The 19,350-nt window shown below is 67.2% G+C and carries 19 protein-coding genes; 11 read left to right on the top strand and 8 right to left on the bottom strand.

The genetic code is table 11. The features are described 5' to 3' along the window. Positions 1-22: 22 nt before the first annotated feature. Positions 23-685: a TetR/AcrR family transcriptional regulator gene (locus tag ACSYAO_RS18410; RefSeq protein WP_149908658.1), complete on the bottom strand. Its 663-nt coding sequence runs from the start codon at positions 683-685 to the stop codon at positions 23-25. A 75-nt stretch (positions 686-760) separates the two neighbouring features. Between ACSYAO_RS18410 and ACSYAO_RS18405 the strand changes: the two genes are divergently transcribed. Further along, positions 761-1,456, top strand: coding sequence for a DAPG hydrolase family protein (locus ACSYAO_RS18405; protein WP_149908657.1), 696 nt, complete (start codon positions 761-763; stop codon positions 1,454-1,456). A gap of 12 nt (positions 1,457-1,468) precedes the next feature. On the opposite strand, the gene ACSYAO_RS18400 is transcribed toward ACSYAO_RS18405, so the two are convergent. Continuing rightward, positions 1,469-1,885 (bottom strand): VOC family protein, encoded by a 417-nt coding sequence (locus ACSYAO_RS18400; RefSeq protein ID WP_121504394.1) that lies wholly within the window; start codon positions 1,883-1,885, stop codon positions 1,469-1,471. Between the two features lie 59 nt (positions 1,886-1,944). After that, a complete protein-coding gene (locus ACSYAO_RS18395; RefSeq protein WP_134951585.1) occupies positions 1,945-3,048 on the bottom strand; it encodes an alkene reductase in 1,104 nt (367 codons plus the stop codon). A 130-nt stretch (positions 3,049-3,178) separates the two neighbouring features. Here ACSYAO_RS18395 and ACSYAO_RS18390 point away from each other — a divergent pair, with 130 nt between their 5' ends. Continuing rightward, positions 3,179-4,084, top strand: a complete 906-nt coding sequence (locus ACSYAO_RS18390; protein WP_134951584.1) for a LysR family transcriptional regulator — start codon at positions 3,179-3,181, stop codon at positions 4,082-4,084. 47 nt (positions 4,085-4,131) lie between these two features. Here the strand turns inward: ACSYAO_RS18390 and ACSYAO_RS18385 are convergent, their stop codons facing one another. Then, a complete protein-coding gene (locus ACSYAO_RS18385; protein ID WP_121504397.1) occupies positions 4,132-7,221 on the bottom strand; it encodes a TonB-dependent receptor domain-containing protein in 3,090 nt (1,029 codons plus the stop codon). 212 nt (positions 7,222-7,433) lie between these two features. Between ACSYAO_RS18385 and frmR the strand changes: the two genes are divergently transcribed. The 5 genes from frmR (at position 7,434) to ACSYAO_RS18360 (ending at position 11,771) form a co-directional block, all read left to right on the top strand. Continuing rightward, a complete protein-coding gene (gene frmR / locus ACSYAO_RS18380; RefSeq protein ID WP_005411009.1) occupies positions 7,434-7,709 on the top strand; it encodes a formaldehyde-responsive transcriptional repressor FrmR in 276 nt (91 codons plus the stop codon). A 57-nt stretch (positions 7,710-7,766) separates the two neighbouring features. Next, positions 7,767-8,876, top strand: a complete 1,110-nt coding sequence (locus tag ACSYAO_RS18375; RefSeq protein ID WP_012512082.1) for an S-(hydroxymethyl)glutathione dehydrogenase/class III alcohol dehydrogenase — start codon at positions 7,767-7,769, stop codon at positions 8,874-8,876. Positions 8,877-8,884: 8 nt separating this feature from the next. Next, positions 8,885-9,244, top strand: coding sequence for a YqcC family protein (locus ACSYAO_RS18370; RefSeq protein WP_149908656.1), 360 nt, complete (start codon positions 8,885-8,887; stop codon positions 9,242-9,244). 63 nt (positions 9,245-9,307) lie between these two features. Beyond that, positions 9,308-10,138: an S-formylglutathione hydrolase gene (gene fghA, locus ACSYAO_RS18365; RefSeq protein WP_006384580.1), complete on the top strand. Its 831-nt coding sequence runs from the start codon at positions 9,308-9,310 to the stop codon at positions 10,136-10,138. A 187-nt stretch (positions 10,139-10,325) separates the two neighbouring features. Continuing rightward, complete coding sequence (locus ACSYAO_RS18360) at positions 10,326-11,771, top strand: GGDEF domain-containing protein (RefSeq protein ID WP_149908655.1); 1,446 nt, start codon at positions 10,326-10,328, stop codon at positions 11,769-11,771. 39 nt (positions 11,772-11,810) lie between these two features. Here the strand turns inward: ACSYAO_RS18360 and ACSYAO_RS18355 are convergent, their stop codons facing one another. Together ACSYAO_RS18355 and ACSYAO_RS18350 are read right to left on the bottom strand one after the other, a co-directional pair. Continuing rightward, positions 11,811-12,281 carry a hypothetical protein gene (locus ACSYAO_RS18355; protein ID WP_049400257.1) on the bottom strand — a complete coding sequence of 157 codons (471 nt, stop codon included), beginning with the start codon at positions 12,279-12,281 and terminating at the stop codon, positions 11,811-11,813. Between the two features lie 5 nt (positions 12,282-12,286). After that, a complete protein-coding gene (locus tag ACSYAO_RS18350) occupies positions 12,287-12,733 on the bottom strand; it encodes a universal stress protein (RefSeq protein WP_032129880.1) in 447 nt (148 codons plus the stop codon). 141 nt (positions 12,734-12,874) lie between these two features. Here ACSYAO_RS18350 and ACSYAO_RS18345 point away from each other — a divergent pair, with 141 nt between their 5' ends. The 4 genes from ACSYAO_RS18345 (at position 12,875) to ACSYAO_RS18330 (ending at position 18,010) form a co-directional block, all read left to right on the top strand. Then, a complete protein-coding gene (locus ACSYAO_RS18345; protein WP_032129879.1) occupies positions 12,875-13,792 on the top strand; it encodes a LysR family transcriptional regulator in 918 nt (305 codons plus the stop codon). Between the two features lie 175 nt (positions 13,793-13,967). Continuing rightward, positions 13,968-15,497, top strand: a complete 1,530-nt coding sequence (locus ACSYAO_RS18340; protein ID WP_049462474.1) for an MFS transporter — start codon at positions 13,968-13,970, stop codon at positions 15,495-15,497. A gap of 21 nt (positions 15,498-15,518) precedes the next feature. Next, positions 15,519-16,601, top strand: coding sequence for an HlyD family secretion protein (locus tag ACSYAO_RS18335; protein WP_012481236.1), 1,083 nt, complete (start codon positions 15,519-15,521; stop codon positions 16,599-16,601). After that, entirely contained in the window at positions 16,598-18,010 is a 1,413-nt protein-coding gene (locus ACSYAO_RS18330; RefSeq protein WP_049462471.1) for an efflux transporter outer membrane subunit, read from the top strand. Before ACSYAO_RS18335 ends, ACSYAO_RS18330 begins: the two co-directional genes overlap by 4 nt. Before the next feature lie 144 nt (positions 18,011-18,154). Here ACSYAO_RS18330 and ACSYAO_RS18325 read toward each other — a convergent pair whose 3' ends face one another. Both ACSYAO_RS18325 and ACSYAO_RS18320 read right to left on the bottom strand, forming a co-directional pair. After that, positions 18,155-18,718, bottom strand: coding sequence for a DUF3916 domain-containing protein (locus ACSYAO_RS18325; protein ID WP_014038449.1), 564 nt, complete (start codon positions 18,716-18,718; stop codon positions 18,155-18,157). A gap of 245 nt (positions 18,719-18,963) precedes the next feature. After that, on the bottom strand, positions 18,964-19,302 hold the full coding sequence (locus ACSYAO_RS18320; RefSeq protein ID WP_032129876.1) for a hypothetical protein: 339 nt from the start codon (positions 19,300-19,302) through the stop codon (positions 18,964-18,966). Positions 19,303-19,350: the final 48 nt, after the last annotated feature.

The raw sequence follows: 19,350 nt of genomic DNA, 5'->3' as shown, positions 1-19,350 counted from the left end.
CGCCATGCGTGGATGCGGCCGGCTACGGCACCTGCAGTACGGGTGCCAACAATTCCAGGCACTCACGCAGATGCACCTCTACCGGCGCATCCTCGGCCACCACACCGATCACGCGTTCGCGCAGCGGCTCGGCCACGGCCATCGCCAGGATCAGCCGCGCCATGCACGCGGGATCTCCCTCGCGCAGCAGCCCGCGCTGCTGCTGACGCGCCAGCCAGTCGGCCAGCAGCGCACGGCCGCGTTCGATGCCATTGTCCAGATAGGCCTGCAGCAGCGCGTCCTTGCCAGGAAAGTCGGTGGCCAGCAGCCGGAACACCTGCACTGCCTGCGCCGACAGTGCCTGCGCGCACACCGCGTGCAGGATGGCCTGCAGCAACGGCATCACCTCGTCGGCGTCGTGCGCATCGCGCTGCAACTGCGGCGCGAAGCCGTCGGTCCACTCGCGCACGGCCAACCCGACCAGTTCTTCGCGGTTGCTGGCGTGGCGGTACACGGTCTTCTTCGCTACCCCGGCGTGCGCCGCCACCGCTTCGATGGTGGTGGCCTCGTAACCCTGTGCCAGCAGCAGCTCCAGCGTGGCCTGCAGCACGGCGTGGCGGACTTCGGCTTCCGGCCGCGCAGGGCGGCCGCGGCGGCGGATTGGTGAGGGTGGCTCGGGCAGGGTGGTGCTGTTCATTGCGCCCATCTTACCGCATTCGGATAATTGAGAAACGAAGATCGTTTCCGTATTGTCAGATCTTCCGACATGCAGGAGACCCCGATGGATGCCGCTGTGAACGCCCGCGCCTGGCTGGACCACCACGATCTGCTCGACCCCGCACCGATGCGCTTGGAAACCGGCATCCAGCGCCGCGAAGATGGCACCCTGCTGGTGGCGGTGCGTACCGATCTGCACGGTTGCAAGGGCCGCATGCTGGACTGGTGGTTTACGTTCTTTGAGACCACACAGCACATCCGCTGGTGGCATCCGGTCGATCATGTCGAGCATCGCGGCTGGGACGCGGCCTGGCAGCGCGGACGCAGCTACCACGGTGCCAGCATCCACGCGGTGGAATCGCTGGCCGACATCCCGCCGGTGGCGGCGCGCCTGAAGTTCCATGACCCGCGCACGTTGCTGGTGCCAGAGCGCCTGCAGGCGGCACAGGATGCAGGCGATGTATCGGCAGTGATCGCCGCGCGCATCGGCTTTGGCGACCACGTACGCCTGGATGCAAACGGTGATCCCTGCGACGGGCAGATGCTGCACGTGGCGCGCGATACGCCGTTTGGCTGTGTGCTGCGCAGCCGCTTCGTGCTCGGCCTGGACAGCACCGATCCGCACTGCGATGCCGGCGATGCGGTCGGCCTGGGCCTGCTCAAGCACTGCTACACGGAGTTCAGTTTCCTCTCGCGCCTGCTGCCGTCGCTGTACTACGGTGAGCGCGCCAACGGTGAAGCAGTGCCGTTGCCGTGGTGAACGGCGCGCCGGTCATTCGACCAGCGCGTTGTAGCCTTCGCCGCTGAACTGGATCAGGCAGAAGCCATGCCCGAACGGATCGGCCAGCACGGCGATGCGCCCCCAGCGGCGCTCGCGCACGGACTGCTCAAGCGTCGCCCCGGCCGCAACCGCACGGACCAGTGCGGCTTCGATGTCATCCACCACCCAGTCCAGGTGCAGCGGCGTCCAATGGCGCTCGTAGTCGCGCACGTCGCCATCCTCGGTGGCGGCGCTGCCGGCCTCGTTCTGCAGCAGGTACAGCGGCGTTGGCCCACCGAGCAGCTCCACGGCGCCCGGGCCTAGACGGCGCCCGATGCGCAGGCCGAAGACTCGGATGTAGAAGTCCTCGGCAGCGGCAAGATCGGGGACATCGAGGTTGACGATGAACGATGCGGTGGGCGTATCCATGGCCAGATCCGGTGGATGCGGGTGGGCAGTGTACGCCCGCATCCACGCATCGCGTGGCTCTACTGCGCGCGCGGGTAATCGAGGTAGCCGGCCTCGCCGCCACCGTAATAGGTATTGCGGTCGGGCGTGGCCAGCGCGACGTTGTGCTGCAGGCGTTCGACCAGATCCGGGTTGGCGATGAACGGCTGGCCGAATGCGGCCAGGTCGATGGTGCCGGTCTCGACCAGCTGCAGGGCGCGCTCGCGGGTCATGCCACCGGCCAGGATCACGTTGCCACCGTAGGCTTGCTTGAACTGCTGCAGGAACGCCTCGCCCAGCACCGACTGCCCCGCCTGCAGGTTGTCGTTGAGGTGCACATAGGCCAGCCCGCGCTTGCCCAGTTCCTCGGCCAGGTACAGATAGGTGGCTTCGTTGTCGGGGTAGAACGGCATGTCGAAGGTGAGGTTGTTCGGTGCCAGGCGCACGCCGATGCGGTGGGCGCCGATGCGCTGGGCCATCGCATCCACCGTCTCCAGGATCAATCGCGCGCGGTTCGGCAGCGAGCCGCCGTAGCGGTCGTCGCGCTCGTTGATGAGCGGGTTGAGGAACTGCTCGAACAGGTAGCCGTTGGCGGCATGCAACTCGATGCCATCGAAGCCGGCAGCGATGGCGTTGTCGGCGCCGCGTGCGAAGGCGGCAATGATGCCGGGGATCTCTTCGGTGGCCAGCGCACGTGCCGGGGTGGGATCGGCATGGCCGCGGCTGCCGTCGTCCAGATAGACGAACGAGGTGTTCTTCGGTGCGCTGGCCACCGGGCGGGTACCGGCGCTGACCGGTTGTCCGCCCTCAGGCTGCAGCGAGGAATGCGACATGCGGCCGACGTGCCAGAGCTGGGCGAAGATCGTGCCCTGCGCGGCATGCACCGCCTCGGTGACGAGCTTCCACCCGGCCACCTGATCGGCCGACCAGATACCCGGCACGTCGATGTAGCCCTGGCCCTGCGGCGAGACCGGCGTGCCTTCGCTGATGATCAGGCCGGCGCTGGCACGCTGCCGGTAGTACTGCGCGGTGAGCTCATTGGCGACCGAGCCGGGGTTGCGGGCACGGGTCATCGGCGCCATCGCGATGCGGTTGCGCAGGGCGATGCCTGTCAGGTCGAACGGGCGGAAGAGGGCGGTGGTCATGTCGGTCATCTCGGTGCGGGGGAGAGGCGCCAGCGGCGCGATGCACACAGGATGGAGTTGACATGCAGGCGCATAAAGCGCTTCGATCTCCCTTGGTGCGGGACCATTTGTCCCCAATGGAGTGCGAACGATGCTGCCGCTGGAATCCTTGAATGGCCTGGTGACGTTCGTCACGACCGCACGCTCGGGCAGCTTCACCGAGGCGGCAGACGCGCTGGGCATCTCGCGCTCGGCGGTGGGCAAGGCCATCGCCCGTCTGGAAGCGCGGCTGGGGGTGCGCCTGTTCCATCGCACTACGCGGCGCATCGCACTGACCACTGATGGCGAGGCGTACTACGCCTCCTGTGCGGCGGCGCTGGAAGAAATCTCCGCGGCCGAGGCCTGTCTGGGGTCGGCGGGCCTGCCCAGCGGGCGGCTGCGCATCGACATGCCGTCCTCGTTCGGGCGGCTGGTGGTGCTGCCGGTGCTGCTGCGGTTGTGCCGGCAGTATCCGGACCTGCAGTTGACGATGACCTTCACCGATCACTTCGTCGATCCGGTCGAAGAGGGCATCGACCTGCTGATCCGTTTCGGTGGGCTGCACCAGGCCGAGCACCTGGTCGCGCGCCGGTTGGGGCGCCAGCGCCTGGTCACCTGCGCATCGCCGGAGTACCTTCAGGCGCATGGCGTGCCGCGCACGGTGCAGGAACTGGCGCAGCACCGCAGCATCGTCGGCTTCCGCCACGGGCAACCGATCTGGTGGCGGATCGGCAGCGAGGAGGACGAGGGAACGTTCATTCCCAGTGCGCCCTATCAACTCAATGATGGCGACGCGGTGATCGAAGCGGCCATCGCCGGCCTCGGCATCTGCCAGATGCCCATTTCACTGGTGCGCCGCCATCTTGATTCCGGCGTGCTGCAATCGGTGCTGGACGAACACATGCAGCGGCACATCGACATCCATGCGCTGTGGCCACCGACGCGCCACCTGCGGCCGAAGGTGCGCTACGTGGTGGATGAGCTGACCCGGTTGGCGGAACAAGGTCTGTTTGATTGAGCGGGGCCCGTACACCGGGCCCCGCCTGTGGAAACGCTGCGCCAGGCCTACTTGAAGTTGTAGCGCAGGCTGGCCATGTAGCGACGGCCCAGTGCATCCAGTACATACGGGAACGGCCCGATGTCATCGCCCACGTTGATCACCGACAACGTCACGCGCGCGGCGTCGGTGATGCGGTAGGTGACGTTGGCGTCCCAGGTGGTCCAGCTGTCGCGGTAGAAGTACTGACGGCTTTCCGGGGTATCGGTCATCGTGTACTGGGCGCGGCTGGTGTAGTTGGAGGCCACGCCGTAGTTCCAGTTGCCGATGCGATGCTGGGCCGTCCAACGGAACTGGCGCTTGGGCTCGTTGAAGCTGCCCGCCTGTTCGACGAACGGCACGTCCCGGTTCGCGGCCTGGCCACGGTTCTTCGGCATGTAGCCGTAGAAGTCCAGGTCCAGTACGCCGAAGCGCGACAGGTCCCAACGGTAGCCGACTTCGGCGGTCCAGCCACGGAACATCAGCACCGGGCCGTTGCCATACTCGGTCTTGATGCTGGTAGCCACGCCGGTGTTCGGATCACGCGTCACCAGGCTGCAGAAGCGGTTGGCGTTGGGCACGTTGGCGGCGTTGAAGTCGGCAGTGTCGAAGCAACCGGTGATGATGTCGTTGGCGCTCAGCGACGTGATCACGTTGTTGATCTTGATGTCATACCAGTCGGCGGCGACGCGCAGGCCCGGGATCCATTCTGGGGCGAACACGATGCCGGCCGTCCACGACTTCGCCGTTTCGTTCTGCAGGCGGGTGCTGCCGTTGGTCGAACCCAGCGTATTGGTCGGCTGCTGGCGGAAGGTGTTCGGATCGGCACCCGGGTAGGCGGCGAAGAACGCCTCGCAGTTGCGGCGACGCACCGCCGGATTTGAGCCGCCGCTGATGTTGTCCAGCGAGCACACTTCCGGGATGTTGTAGTAGGCCGGCTGCTGGGTGGTGTAGAGCTCGGCGATGGAGGGCGCGCGCAGTGACTGGGTCTTGTTGCCGCGCAGCTGCAGGCCGGCGATCGGTTCGTATTGGATGCCGTAGGTGAACGCATTGAACGCGCCGGCGACGGAGTTGTCGACGCGGCGGAACTTGGCGGTCAGGTCCAGGCGATGCAGGCCCGGAATATCCCAGTCGGGATTGAACAGCGGTGCCAGCACTTCGGCGAACACTTCATTGGTGTGGTACTTGCCTTCCGCCGCCTGGGTCGGCACTGAGCGGCCCTGGCCCAGGCGCTGGTACTCGCTGGGGGTGAAGGAGCCTTCTTCGCGGCGGTGTTCGAAGCCGGCCGCCGCGGACAGCTCGCCGCCGGGAAGATCGAACAGGCCGCCGGATACCGACGCATTGATGACGGTCTGGCGGGTCTGCGCCTTGGCCACGGTCCGGGTGGAGACATAGTCCAGGGCTTCGCGCGACGCCTGGTTCTCGCCGAACAGATTCAGCGGGCGGCAGTTCGCATCGGCCGTGGTGCCCGGGCGGGTGGCATCACAGATGATGCGCCCGCTGGCGTCGGTGGTGACGTTGATCGCATTGATGAAGTTCTGCTGGATCAGGCCGGTGCCGAGGTAGTCGAAGTCACCGCGGCCGTGGGTGACGCTGGCTTCCCAGTTGAAGCTGCGTTTTCCGACCTCGAAGAAGCCGTTCAGGCCGAGCACCGCACGGGTCAGGCGGGTTTCGGTGCTGGCGTTGTTCATCGACAGGTCGCGCGAAGATCGCGACAGGCGGAACGAGGTGATGCCGTTGTCGGCGAGGATCTTGCGGGTTTCCGCACTGAGGAACGGATTGCTGGCGCTGAAGGTCAGTGCACCGCTGGCGGTACCGCCGCCGTCCAGGCGCGCATTGCCGAAGGACACCGCGTTGTAGACGTTCTGGTCGAGGGTTTCGCGGGCGGTCGCTTCGTATCGCGAAAGTTCGAAGAAGCCGCGCACGTTGTCGGTGAAGTCGAAGCTGCCGGTGGAGAACACCGAGCGTCGTTCGAGGTCGGCGATCAGCGGCACCGTCTCGAACAGGTTCAGGCCGTCACCGCCGGAGGCGTTGCCGCCCGCGTAGCTGGTGCCGGGATTGAACTCGACCAGCTTGCCCTCGTTGTTGAACTGCCACAGTTTGTCTTTGTTCGGGCCGAAGCCAAGGATGTCGCCCAGGCCGTTGCGCGTGTAGCTGCCGGTCGCCGGCATCACCAGGCCACCGAAGGTCATGCTGGCAATGCGCCGGTTGCGGATCCAGACCTGGTCGGGGATACCATCGCGGGGCCCGGTGTTGAACGGAATGCTGCCGTCGATGCGGCCATCATTGGTCGGCCGGCGCAGGGGCTGGGCAGTGGCATTGGCCGCCGTGGGATTGGCCTGCAGGCTGTAGCCCTGGCGGTAGAAATCGCGTTGCAGCGCGTTCACCCCATCGGCGTTGTCCAGTTCCGCCGCCACCACAATGTGGCCACGGCCATCAGCGAAGTCGGTACCGAAGATGGCCGACCAGGAGTAGCGCTCGTTGTCGTTCTTGCTGGTCCTGCCGTAGCCCAGCTCGACTTCGGCACCCTCGAACCGGTCGCGCAGGATGATGTTGTTGACGCCGGAGATCGCATCCGAGCCATAGGTGGGTGCACCGCCAACGCTCAGGCTTTCAATGCGTTGCACCATGACGCTGGGAATGGCGTTCATGTCGACCTGGATGCCCGAGCCGCCGCCGGCTCCGAAGATGGTGGGCGGTGTAGAGGTGACGAAGCGGCGTCCATTGACCAGGGTCAGCAGGCGATTGCTGCCCAGCCCGAACTTGCTGGCGAAGTTGACGCCTGCACCGAAGCCGGCCTGGTCGCCGCGCGAACTGACGCCGGCACTGACCCCGGGAATCCGGGTCAGGGCATCGATGAGGTTGGTGTCGCCATAGTTCTCGATCGATTCACGGCTGACCACCGCGGCGGGCTCGAGCGTGTCGAAACCGGCGCGGTAGATGCGCGAGCCGGTGACGGTCATCCGGTCCAGCTGCACGGGGGTCTTGCTGCTGGCGGGCTCGGCCTTCTGTTCCTGCGTGGCGGCCTGCTGCGCCATGGCCGGTGCGGCGGCCACCAGCACCAATGCCGAACCCAGCGCGACAGACAAGCGACTGCGGGCGAACAACGGTCGGTACATGATTTCTCCCTGGTCACGCCAATGTGACTCAGGGGTAAACGCAGGGGCGAATGCGACACCCTACGTCATGAAAAAATAACAAATGAATCTATTTATTGTTCATTCATATTCTGGGCTGGTCTGTCCCTGGGGCATGCCTCGGCAGCACCAGATGGCTTCATTCGCCCCTGTGGGTATACTATCCCCCAGTATAGTTCCAAGGTGGCCCCGCCATGCCGCACTCCCCCGAAGAGAAGAAGAAGGTCCTGGCCCGCGTGCGCCGTATCCGCGGCCAGTGCGATGCGCTGGATCGCGCGCTGGAAGCCGGTGCCGACTGCGGGCCGGTGCTGCAGCAGATCGCCGCCATCCGTGGCGCGGTCAACGGCCTGATGTCCGAGGTGATGGAGGCCCATCTGCGCGAGGAGTTCGGCCAGCCTGCGGCCTCCGATGAACAGCGCGCCGAACGCGTGCGCGACATGAGCGCGTTGATCCGTTCGTACCTGAAGTAAGCGATGGCGCATCACCGCGCCATACATCCCGTTTTCCCTATGTCTGGAGAGTCCACCATGAAGTCCCGTGCCGCCGTCGCCTTTGGTCCCGGCCAGCCGCTGCAGATCGTCGAGATCGACGTCGCCCCGCCGAAGAAGGGCGAGGTGCTGGTCAAGATCACCCACACCGGTGTCTGCCATACCGATGCCTTCACCCTGTCCGGCGATGATCCGGAAGGCCTGTTCCCGGTGGTGCTGGGCCATGAAGGCGCCGGCATCGTGGTGGAGGTCGGTGAGGGCGTGACCAGCGTCAAGCCCGGCGACCACGTGATTCCGCTGTACACCGCCGAGTGTGGCGAGTGCCTGTTCTGCAAGAGCGGCAAGACCAACCTGTGCGTGTCGGTGCGTGCCACCCAGGGCAAGGGCGTGATGCCCGACGGCACCAGCCGCTTCAGCTACAACGGCGAGCCGCTGTACCACTACATGGGTTGCTCGACCTTCAGCGAGTACACCGTGGTGGCCGAAGTCTCGCTGGCGAAGATCAATCCGGACGCGAACCCGGAGCACGTCTGCCTGCTCGGTTGTGGCGTCACCACCGGCATCGGCGCGGTGCACAACACCGCCAAGGTGCAGGAAGGCGACAGCGTGGCGGTGTTCGGCCTGGGTGGCATCGGCCTGGCGGTGATCCAGGGTGCGCGCCAGGCCAAGGCCGGCCGCATCATCGCGGTGGACACCAACCCGTCCAAGTTCGAACTGGCGCGCGAATTCGGCGCCACTGACTGCATCAACCCGAAGGACTACGACAAGCCGATCCAGCAGGTCATCGTGGAGATGACCACCTGGGGCGTGGACCACAGCTTCGAGTGCATCGGCAACGTCAACGTGATGCGCGCGGCGCTGGAATGCGCGCACCGTGGCTGGGGCCAGAGCGTGGTGATCGGCGTGGCCGGTTCGGGCCAGGAGATCTCCACCCGTCCGTTCCAGCTGGTGACCGGGCGCAAGTGGATGGGCACCGCCTTCGGCGGCGTGAAGGGCCGCAGCCAGCTGCCGGGCATGGTGGAGGACGCGATGAAGGGCGATATCGAACTGGCACCGTTCGTCACCCACACCATGGACCTGGACAAGATCAACGAAGCCTTCGACCTGATGCACGAAGGCAAGTCGATCCGGTCGGTGGTCCACTACTGAGCCGCGTCATGGGCTGGCTGGATGCCCTGCGCCGGCCGCGTGCGGAAGACCCGCGCGCGGCCCTGGTGGTCCCGATCGAGCAGGCGTTGCGTGCGCTGGGCTGGGTAGCGGGGGAGGTGGGGCCACCGCGTGCGGTGACTTCGGCCTTCGGCCGCGACGATGGCATGCCGTTCGAGCAGTGGCTTGCGCAGGTATTCCTGCCGCGCCTTCATGAGGCGCGCGCGGCCGGGCAGTGGCCGCCGCGCAGCGATGTGGCCGTGGCGGCCTGGCGCAATCTTGATGGCCAGCCTGGCGTCGAATCGTTGCTGCGCCTGCTGGCGCAGCTGGATGAACGGATCAACAAAGGCATCCACGCCGCGCGTGGATAAGCCGACCAAGGTCGGCATCTACCAGAAGCACGCGTGCGCTGACGCGCCGCGCAGGAGAGCACCATGGAACGTATTGAACACCGCGCCTGTTTCGGCGGCTGGCAGGACGTCTACCGGCATCATTCCACCACGCTGGGCTGCGACATGCAGTTCGCCGTGTACCTGCCGCCGCAGGCGGAAACGCAGAAACTGCCGGTGCTGTACTGGCTGAGCGGGCTGACCTGCACCGAGCAGAACGTCATCACCAAGGCGGGCGCGCAGCGCTACGCGGCCGAGCATGGCGTGATCATCGTCGCGCCCGATACCAGCCCACGCGGCGATGACGTGGCCGATGCCGAGGGCTATGACCTGGGCAAGGGGGCGGGGTTCTACCTCAATGCCACCCGTGCACCGTGGGCGAAGCACTACCGCATGCACGACTACGTGGCGCAGGAACTGCCGGCACTGATCGAGGCGAATTTCCCGGTCACCGATGCGCGCGGCATCAGCGGCCACTCGATGGGCGGTCACGGTGCGCTGGTGATCGCGCTGCGCAACCCGGGGCGCTACCGCAGCGTGTCGGCGTTCTCGCCGATCGTTGCGCCCAGCCACGTGCCGTGGGGGCAGAAGGCCTTCCACGCCTACCTGGGCGACAACCCGGCGGACTGGGCGCAGTGGGATGCCAGCGAACTGGTCGCCGTGGCCACTGAGCGCCTGCCGTTGCTGGTCGACCAGGGCGAGGCGGACGAATTCCTGCAGACCCAGCTGCAACCGCAGCGCCTGCAGCAGGCCTGTGATGCCGCCGGTCATCCGCTGACCCTGCGCCTGCAGCCGGGCTACGACCACAGCTACTACTTCATCGCCAGTTTCATCGGCGAGCACATCGCCCACCACGCCCGCGCCCTGCACGGCTGACGGCTTTCCGGTAGGTGCCGGCCGCTGGCCGGCAACCTGCAGCCCTGTGATTCCCCGGGATTGCCGGCCAGCGGCCGGCACTCCCATGGCGGGGCACGCGAAGTGTCGTATTGCCGTATTGGATCACGTGGCCGTGGCGCGGGCGGGGCTATCGTGCGCCCATACGGCCTTGCGGATCGGGGGATGCATGCCGGTAGTGCTGGCGCTGCTGTATGTGCTGTGCCACGGCCTGGTCGTGGCCCTGTGGCCGGGTCCCGCCGGTGCGGGTTCCTTCGGGTTCCTCACGGGCGCCCCGTTGCTGGCGGCGGCGGCCTGCCTGTGGCGGGCCCGCCGCGACCGCGCGGCACTGGGGTGGCGCGCCACGGCATTGGCACTGCTGCTGTGGGCCGGCGGCATGGCGTTCAACATGATCGACGCCTTGGGCGCCGGGCGTGCTGATTTCACCCCGCGCGCAAGCCTGTTCCTTTACGTGCTGTATGGCGTGCCCCTGGTGTTCATCCTGGCGCGGGCACGCCGCGAGCGTCTGAGCATCAGCCTGATCGACGCGGCGATGGCGGCGCTGCTGGGTGTGCTGTTCTTCGTGCACACCGCATCGTTCGCCGCCCGTGTCGACATCGACGCCCATGCGATGTCCAACATGCAGCGCATGTTCGACATCCAGAACCTGTGTATCGCCGCGTTCGCCGTGGTGCGATGGCTGGCCGGCGACGTGCCCGAACGGCGCAGGTTCTTCCGCGCACTGGCGCTGTACGCACTGGCCTATCTGCTGGTGGCCTACTACATCAACCACTACACCTCCGATGATGCATTCGGTGCGTTCAACGATCTGCTGATCGACGTACCTTTTCTGCTGATCGCCTGCCTGGCGCTGGACACGAGGCCGGACACAGGCACCACGGCACACCCGCGGCTGGCGAGGACGGTGCAGGCCGCCGGTCCGATCATCCTGCCATTGCTGCTGCTGGTGGTCGGCACGCTGGTGGTCGATCATGCGCGGCCGTTGGCCGTTGCCGGCTTCGTCGTAGCCACCCTTGGCTTCGGCCTGCGCAGCGTCCTGCTGCAGACCGATCTTCTGGAACGCCAGGCAGCACTGGATCAACTGGCGCGGCAGGATGGCCTGACCGGCGTGGCCAACCGCCGCGAGTTCGACGCACGGCTGACGTCCGAGTGGAATCGCGCACGGCGCAGCGGCACCGAGCTGGGCCTGCTGCTGGTGGATATCGACCACTTCAAGGCCTTCAACGACCAGCACGGCCATCCGGCCGGTGATCGTTGCCTGCAGGCGGTGGCCGGGGTGCTGAAGGCCATAGCCGGTCGCGGTGGTGACAGCGTTGCGCGTTATGGCGGTGAAGAGTTCGCCGTCATCGTGCCCGGAAGCCCGTTGTCGGGCGTGCTGGCGCTGGCCGAGCGGCTGCGCGAAGCGGTCGAAGCGCTGCCATTGCCGGAAGGCCCGGTCAGCATCAGCGTCGGCGTGGGTTACCTGCATCCGCCGGCTCTGGCCAGTGCCGATCAGTTGCTGGCAGACGCCGATGCCGGCCTGTATGCCGCCAAGCGGGCTGGCCGCAACCAGGTGATCCTGCATGCGCACGTGCTGGATGACGAGGGCAGCACGCACGGAACGATGGACTGCTGAGCAGCTCTCTGCATGCGATCACACGGGGGGCGCGACGGCTTATCGCTGCCGCAACCAGCCGGTCGGATCGAGCAGCCTCAGCCCGACCGGTGACAACGAGCGCTGGCGCAACGGCAGGTTTGCCGCCTGCACGGCCATCGCACAGCGCGCCAGCTGCTGGCGCAACGGTGCCAGCGTGTCATCTTCGCGCGGGCGTGCATGCCGCCACTGGGCGATGCGCAGCAGGCAGACCAGCAGGTCCAGTTCGCTGGCCGCGATGAACGGTGAGCCAGCGGGCAGCAGGTCGATCGGGGCGGTGGGCGTGGCCAGCAGCGGCAGCAGGCCGACGAACGCGTCGCAGCCTTCGGGATCAATACCGAGGCTGCTCAGCTGGGCGAGTCCATCGGCCTGTTGATCAGGATCGTGCAGCTGGCGTATCGCCGCCAGCAGTGCCTGTTCGCCGCGGCCGAACTGGCGGCCGAAGGCGCGGTAGTTGACGCGGGTGGGAAACAACGGGGAACGGGAGGCCATGGTTGCTAGGGTTGTGGGTCGCGGGTTTCCACCAGCACGGGACAGGGCGCGTGGTCGATGGTCCATTGCCCGATCGAGGGTTCGAACAGGCGTTCCAGGCGGGACAGGTGGCGGTGGCCGATGACGATCAGGTCGCACTTCAGGCGCCGGGCCTGCTCGCTGATCACTTCGCCCGGGTCACCCGAGGGAATCTGCGCGATGGCGTCGACGCCGCGCTCGCGCAGCTCGGCCAGGGCTTCGGCCAGCACCGCTTCGGCCCGCGAGCGCTGGCGGGCGGCTTCCGGGTACTCGATGCGGTCGGCTTCGCTGGCATCGGCCGCCAGCGCGAATTCGGGGTCGAGCACGCACAGCAGGTGCAGGCGGCTGTGGGGGCCGGCGATGGCTGCGGCCAGGTCCAGCACGCGTGCGTGCTGGGGGCCACCGTCCAGGGCGACCAGCAGGGTATTGAACATGGATGTCTCCTTGGCAGGCCGGGGATGGTCGCCGATGTCACTGCGCGCACCCATGCCGTGCGCGGCAGTCAATGAATGCGTAAAACGCAATCGACTGTGGTTACAAGTGTCGTAGAGTCATCTGATTTACTGGAGACTGTCATGCCCCTGCCGGACCTGAACCTGTTGCTGGCACTGGACGTGCTGATTGACGAATGCAGCGTGGCCGCCGCCGCGCGGCGGATGAACCTGAGCGCGCCGGCGATGAGCCGTACCCTGGGCCGGATCCGCACCGCGCTGGGCGACCCGGTGCTGGTGCGTGCCGGCCGCGGTCTGGCCCCCACGCCCCGCGCGCTGCAGCTGCGTGAGCAGGTCCGCGATGTGATCGAGCAGGCCCACCGTGTGTTCAACGCCGGTCGCGAGATCGACCTGCGCACCCTGGAGCGCACCTTCAATGTCCGCGCCAATGATGTCTTCATCGGTGGATTCGGCGGACGCCTGCGTGAACTGTTCCGCCAGCAGGCGCCGCGCGCGGTGCTGCGCTTCGTGCCCGAGGGCGATACCGACGACGACGCGATGGCGCAGGGCCGGATCGACCTGTACATCAGCACCGCCGGCAAGCATGCACCCGATACCAAGGTGCAGAACCTGTTCAGTACCTCGTTCATGGGCGCCGCGCGCGAAGATCATCCGTTGTTCGATGAGGAGATCAGCGCCGAGCGTTTTGCTGCCTGCGACCACATCGCGGTGTCGCGGCGGGGGCTGCCGCGTGGCCCGATCGATGACGACCTGGCCACGCTGGGCCTGCAGCGGCGGGTGGCGCTGATCAGCCCGACCTTCCACGGCGCGATCTTCGCTGCCGCCGAGTCGGACCTGATCCTGCCGCAGATGCCGAGCGTGATGCTGGAGCGGATCGTCAGCATGCGCCTGCCGCTGCGCCTGTTCCCGCTGCCGATCCCGGTGCGCACCGCCGCCATCGTCCAGGCCTGGCACCCGCGGCTGGACAACGATGCTGCGCACCAGTGGCTGCGGCGCTCGATCAAGACCATGTGCGAAAGCGCAGGGGAGGCTCCGCGCTAGCGCAGGGGAGGCTCCGCGCTGACACTTTCATGCGTGCGCGTGACGCACGCCTGGGATGCGGGTTGCGCCATTTTTCGCAGGGTACCAGCTCCCTAGACTGCGCTCCCCGGAGTTTCTCTGAGCGCATTCCAATGACCCCCAACATGCCGTGCACTGCACGGATCGGTGCCCGGCGATGAGTACGCCGGCCGCCGCTGTCCTGGCCGCTGCTGCGCCCCGTCCTGCCGCCGCCCCCGGGCTCGACCGCCGCGTTCTGGTCGGCCTGTGTGGCGTGCTGCTGGCGGTGCTGGTGTCGGGCTTCAACGAGAACATCACCAAGGTCGCCCTGGCCGACATCCGTGGTGCGATGGGTTTCAGCGTCGATGACGGCAGCTGGATCGTCGCCCTCTACAGCGCGATGTCGGTCAGCGCGATGGCCTTCGCCCCGTGGTGTGCCGCCACCTTCTCGCTGCGCCGCTTCGCGCTGGCGATGATCGGTGGCTTCATGGTGCTGGGCGTGCTCTGCCCGCTTGCGCCGAACCTGCAGGTGTTCCTGCTGCTGCGCGCGCTGCAGGGGCTGTGTGGTGGTGCGCTGCCGCCGCTGCTGATGAGCGTGGCACTGCGCTTCCTGCCGCCCGGCATCAAGCTGTATGGCCTGGCGGGCTACGCGTTGACCGCTACCTTCGGCCCGAGCATGGGCACGCCGCTGGCCGCGTTCTGGGTCGAGCAGGTGGGCTGGCACTGGGCGTTCTGGCAGATCGTGCCGTACTGCCTGGCTGCCATGGCGATGGTCAGCTGGGGCCTGCCGCAGGACCCGCTGCGGCTGGAGCGTTTTGCCCAGTTCGATGGCGTGGGCCTGGCGCTGGGCCTGCCGGCGCTGGTGCTGCTGGTGCTGGGCCTGGTGCAGGGCCCGCGCCTGAACTGGTTCGACTCGCCGATGATCACCCTGATGATCGGTGGCGGCGCCGGCCTGATGGTGCTGTTCATGATCAATGAATGGTTCCACCCGCTGCCGTTCTTCAAGCTGCAGCTGCTGGCCAACCGCAACCTCAGCTACTCGCTGGTGACGCTGGGCGGCGTGCTGTTCGTGCTGCTGGCGGTGATCTCGATTCCCTCCGGATTCCTGGCCAGCGTGCAGGGCTACCGGCCATTGCAGACCGCACCGATGCTGCTGTGGGTGGCGCTGCCACAGGTGATCGCACTGCCGTTGGTGGCGGCGTTGTTGAACATCCGCGCAGTGGATTGCCGCTGGGTGCAGGCCACCGGCCTGGCGATGCTGGCGCTGGCCTGCTGGCTGGGCTCGCACTTGGATGTGGCCTGGATCCGCGACAACTTCCTGTGGGTACAGCTGCTGCAGGTATTCGCCCAGCCGATGGCGGTGTTGCCGCTGCTGATGCTGGCCACTGGCGGGCTGGCACCGCAGGACGGTCCGTTCGCTTCGGCGTGGTTCAACACGGTCAAGGGCTTTGCTGCCGTGCTCGCCAGCGGCGTGCTGGATGCCGTCGCCCAGGGCCGCCGTCATTTCCATTCCACCGTGCTGGTCGACCGCCTTGGCGAGCAGCCGTGGCTGGCCGAGGGCCCGCAGCTGGGCGCGCGCCTGCATGCACAGGTGCAGGCGCTGACCTCGGCCGACCTGTACTGGGTGGTCGCGCTGGTGGCGCTGGCCTTCATTCCCCTCATTGCCTGGATGCCCACCCGCATCCATCCGCCACGTGCCGTGGCCTGAACCTTTCGCAGGAACCCCCTCATGACGATCAATCGAACCACCCTCAACACCGGCCTGGGCCTGGGCGTGCTGGCCCTGGCCGTCGGCGCGTGGCTGCTGCTGCGCGATGGCGGCCACCAGACCACCAACAATGCGTACGTGGTGGCCGACTACACCCTGGTAGCGCCGAAGATTCCCGGCTTCGTCAGTGCTGTGGAAGTCGAGGACAACCAGTCGGTGAAGGCCGGTGATGTGCTGGCCCGCATCGACGACCGCGACTACCAGGTCGCCCTGCAGGCGGCCCGTGCCGACCTCGCCAATGCCCGTGCACAGCTGGCCAATGCGCAGGCCGCACTGGCCCAGCAGGACTCGTTGATCGCGCAGGCCAGGGCCAGTGTCGATGTCAGCCGTTCCGAGCTGACCCTGGCCAGTGCCGACCAGCAGCGTTACCGCGAACTGGCCCGTGACGGCGCCGGTACCGTGCAGAACGCGCAGCAGGCGCAGTCGAAGCAGGCCGTGGCCAGTGCGCATCTGCAGCAGGGCCAGGCCGCGCTGTCGACCGCACGCCAGCGCACCGACATCCTCAGCGCGGGCGTGCAGGCTGCACAGGCGGCGGTGCAGCGTGCGGAAGCGGCGCAGGCGCGCGCCGAACTGGATCTGTCGCACACCGTGCTGCGCGCACCGATCGATGGCATGGTCGGTCGCCGCGCGGTGCGCGTGGGTGCCTACCTGACGCCGGGTACGCCGGTGGCCGCGGTGGTGCCGCTGAAGCGCGCCTTCGTGGTCGCCAACTTCCAGGAAACGCAGATGACCCGCATGCAGGCCGGCCAGCAGGTCGAACTGAAGGTGGACGTATTCCCGGGCAAGCCGCTGCGCGGGCACATCGACAGCATTGCACCAGCCACCGGCGTCACCTTTGCTGCAGTCGCACCAGAGAACGCCACCGGCAACTTCACCAAGGTGGTGCAGCGCATTCCGGTGAAGATCGTGCTGGAGCCGGGCCAGCCGCTGCTGGACCAGCTGCGTGCCGGCATGTCGGTGGAAGCCAGCGTTGACCTGGGCAGCCGCGCGCGCGCGCAGAGCGTGCAGCACAGTCCGGGCCACAAGAGCGGGGAGGGCGCATGAGCGCAGTCACCGTGTTCCGCACCTTCGTTGCGGCCAGCCTGTGCACGGCCTTGGCTGCCTGCACGATGGGGCCGGACTTCGTACGCCCGCAGGCGGAACTGCCCAGCCACTGGCAGGGTGAGGCCGTCGCCGGCAACGCCATCGACCAGGACGCGGCCTGGTGGGCCGGTTTCGACGATCCGCTGCTGGGGCAGCTGGCCAACCAGGTGCTGGCGGCCAACCTGGACCTGCAGCTGGCGGCCAACCGCGTGCAGCAGAGCCGTGCTGCACGCGGCATCACCGCCGCCGATCGCCTGCCCAGCGTCAGCGCGAGCGCCAGTGGCGTGCGTGCACGCAACAGCGAGGTGGGCCTGAATGATCCGTCCGGCAACGGCGGCCGTGATGACTACGGGCTGTTCCAGGCCGGCATCGGGTTGAGCTGGGAGCTGGACCTGTGGGGGCGTGTGCGCCGCCAGGTGGAAGCGGCCGACGCACGCGTGCAGATGGCCGAGGAGGATGCACATGCGGTGCGCATCGCGCTGCTGGCGGAAACCGCGCGTGATTACCTGCAGCTGCGTGCGACGCGGCAGCTGCTGGCGATCACCGAGGACAACCTCAGCATCGCCCACGACATGAAGCGCCTGACCGAGGCACGCCAGCAGCAGGGCGTGGCCAGCACGCTGCAGGTGTCCAGCGCGTCCGCGCAGGTGGCATCGCTGCAGGCCCGCATCGCGCCGCTGCGGCATCGTGAATCGCAGCTGCGCAATGCGCTGGCGTTCCTGCTGGCGCAGCCGCCGCAGGCGCTGGACGCGCAGCTGCAGGATGCACGCCGTGACTGGCCGGCGTTGCCGGCCGTAGCGGTGGGGTTGCCCAGCGAACTGGCCGAGCGTCGCCCGGACATCCGTCGTGCCGAAGCGGCACTGCATGCGGCAACGGCCGGCATCGGCGTGGCCAAGGCCAGTTTCCTGCCGCGCATCACCTTGAATGGCGACGCTGGGTTCCAGGCCAAGCAGCTGGATGATCTGGATGGCTGGAACGCGCACCGCTTCAGCATCGGGCCGTCCATCAGCGTACCGATCTTCCAGGGCGGGCGGCTGAAGGCCAACCTCGCGCTGAGCAGGCTGCAGCAGCAACAGTCGGCGCTGCAGTTCCGCCGTACCGTGCTGCAGGCATGGCACGAAGTGGATGACGCCATGGATGGCTACAGTGCCGAGCAGCAGCGCACGGTGCAGCTGCACGTGGCAGTGGATGAGAGCGAGACGGCACTGGGGGCGGCGCGCCGGCAGTACCAGGCCGGCGTGGTCGACATGCTGGACGTGCTGACCACCCAGCGCATCGCACTGGACAACCAGGCCGCGCTGGCCAACAGCCAGGCCACCGCCGCGATCGCGCGTGTAGAGCTGTACCGCGCGCTGGGCGGAGGCTGGTAGCGATAGGGAAACGCCGGGCCATGCCCGGCGGTTCGTCGGTAGTTGCCAACCTTGGTTGGCAGTTTTTTTGGAGCGCCAACCAAGGGTGGCGTCTACCAGAGCCCGTCGTGCGCCGGGCCACGTGCTGTGGACCCGGTGGACGCATCAACGCCGGTCCGCTACCTCGCCGTAAAACCAGTATTCCTGTTCCAGACCGTCATCGTGGTCGGTGGGAGGAATGCTGACCTGCACACCTCGCTCCTCAACGCCTTGGGGTAGGACGAGCTGCCATTCGGCGGAAAGACTGCGCGAGGTGATGGCGGTGACCTGGCCATCCGCTGTCGAGGCGACGTGGCCCTGGAAGTACGCTTCGTCCAGGTAAAGGCAAATCTCGCTGGAGAACATCCCTGGCTGGGCGATGCAGCAGGTTACCCGCACAGTAGCTTGTGAAGCGGGCCGCGACTGGATCAGATTTGCGCAGGCGCTGATGAGCGATTGGGCGCAGGCACGCTGGATTCTCAGGGTGGTGGCCGGGCCTTCGATCAGACCGGCTCGGGTCGGAACCTTGTAGTTCCAGTAGCGAGCTTGACTGCCCAACTCCTCTGGCGAGGGAAACGCACCACTGAAGCAGTCAGCCCAATGCTGCAGGTCGCGTAGTCGGCGTGGGGCATCGCGCAGCTTCTTCTCGCCGCGCGTACCCGGCCGGGTGATGGCATCTCTGTTTCTCATTCCCACAGTGTGCCAGCCACATGCGCGGCGGGTTGGAAAGCGCCAACCGAGGTTGGCATCTACCGGAGCAGCCCTCGGAAGCGCCGGGCCATGTCCGGCGGCGCGTCAGTAGTGGCCAACCTTGGTTGGCAGCCGTTTGTGCAAGCGCCAACCAAGGTTGGCGTCTACCAGAGCATGGTCATCGGCACCGGGTCGATCACGACACGGGCACGGTAGCGCCGGGCCATGCCCGGCGGGCGGGTGCCTCAACGCACGTCGCGCAGTTCCCAATGGTGGCCTGCCAGCAGGCGCAGGCGCTGCTTGAACACGTCACTGTCGATGCGGGTGGTGGCCACCAGGTTGATGCGCAGGTCCTTCTGCTCGCCGGTCACGGTGGCATCCGGATCGGTCACGCCCCACTGCGGTTCCACCGCGTCCGGGTCAGGCTGCTTGGCCTTCCAGCGCTCGAACAGGCTGCCATTGCGCAGCGCATCCTGCAGCTCTTCGGCGAAACCGGCGGCGCCCTGCGAGTGGAAGGACAGGTCAGGGTCATTGCCGCGGGCCTTGGACGGGTCGGGCAGGCTGATGTGGTACTGCGCAGGCATGGAGTTCTCCTTGAAGTGCGGCAAGACTGGCACAACCGCAGTGGAATC

The organism is Stenotrophomonas sp. STK16_22 (assembly GCF_051984505.1).
Taxonomy (GTDB): domain Bacteria; phylum Pseudomonadota; class Gammaproteobacteria; order Xanthomonadales; family Xanthomonadaceae; genus Stenotrophomonas; species Stenotrophomonas maltophilia_A.
The sequence above is the reverse complement of the archived record's forward strand: the minus strand, read 5'-3'. Positions and strand labels throughout refer to the sequence as shown.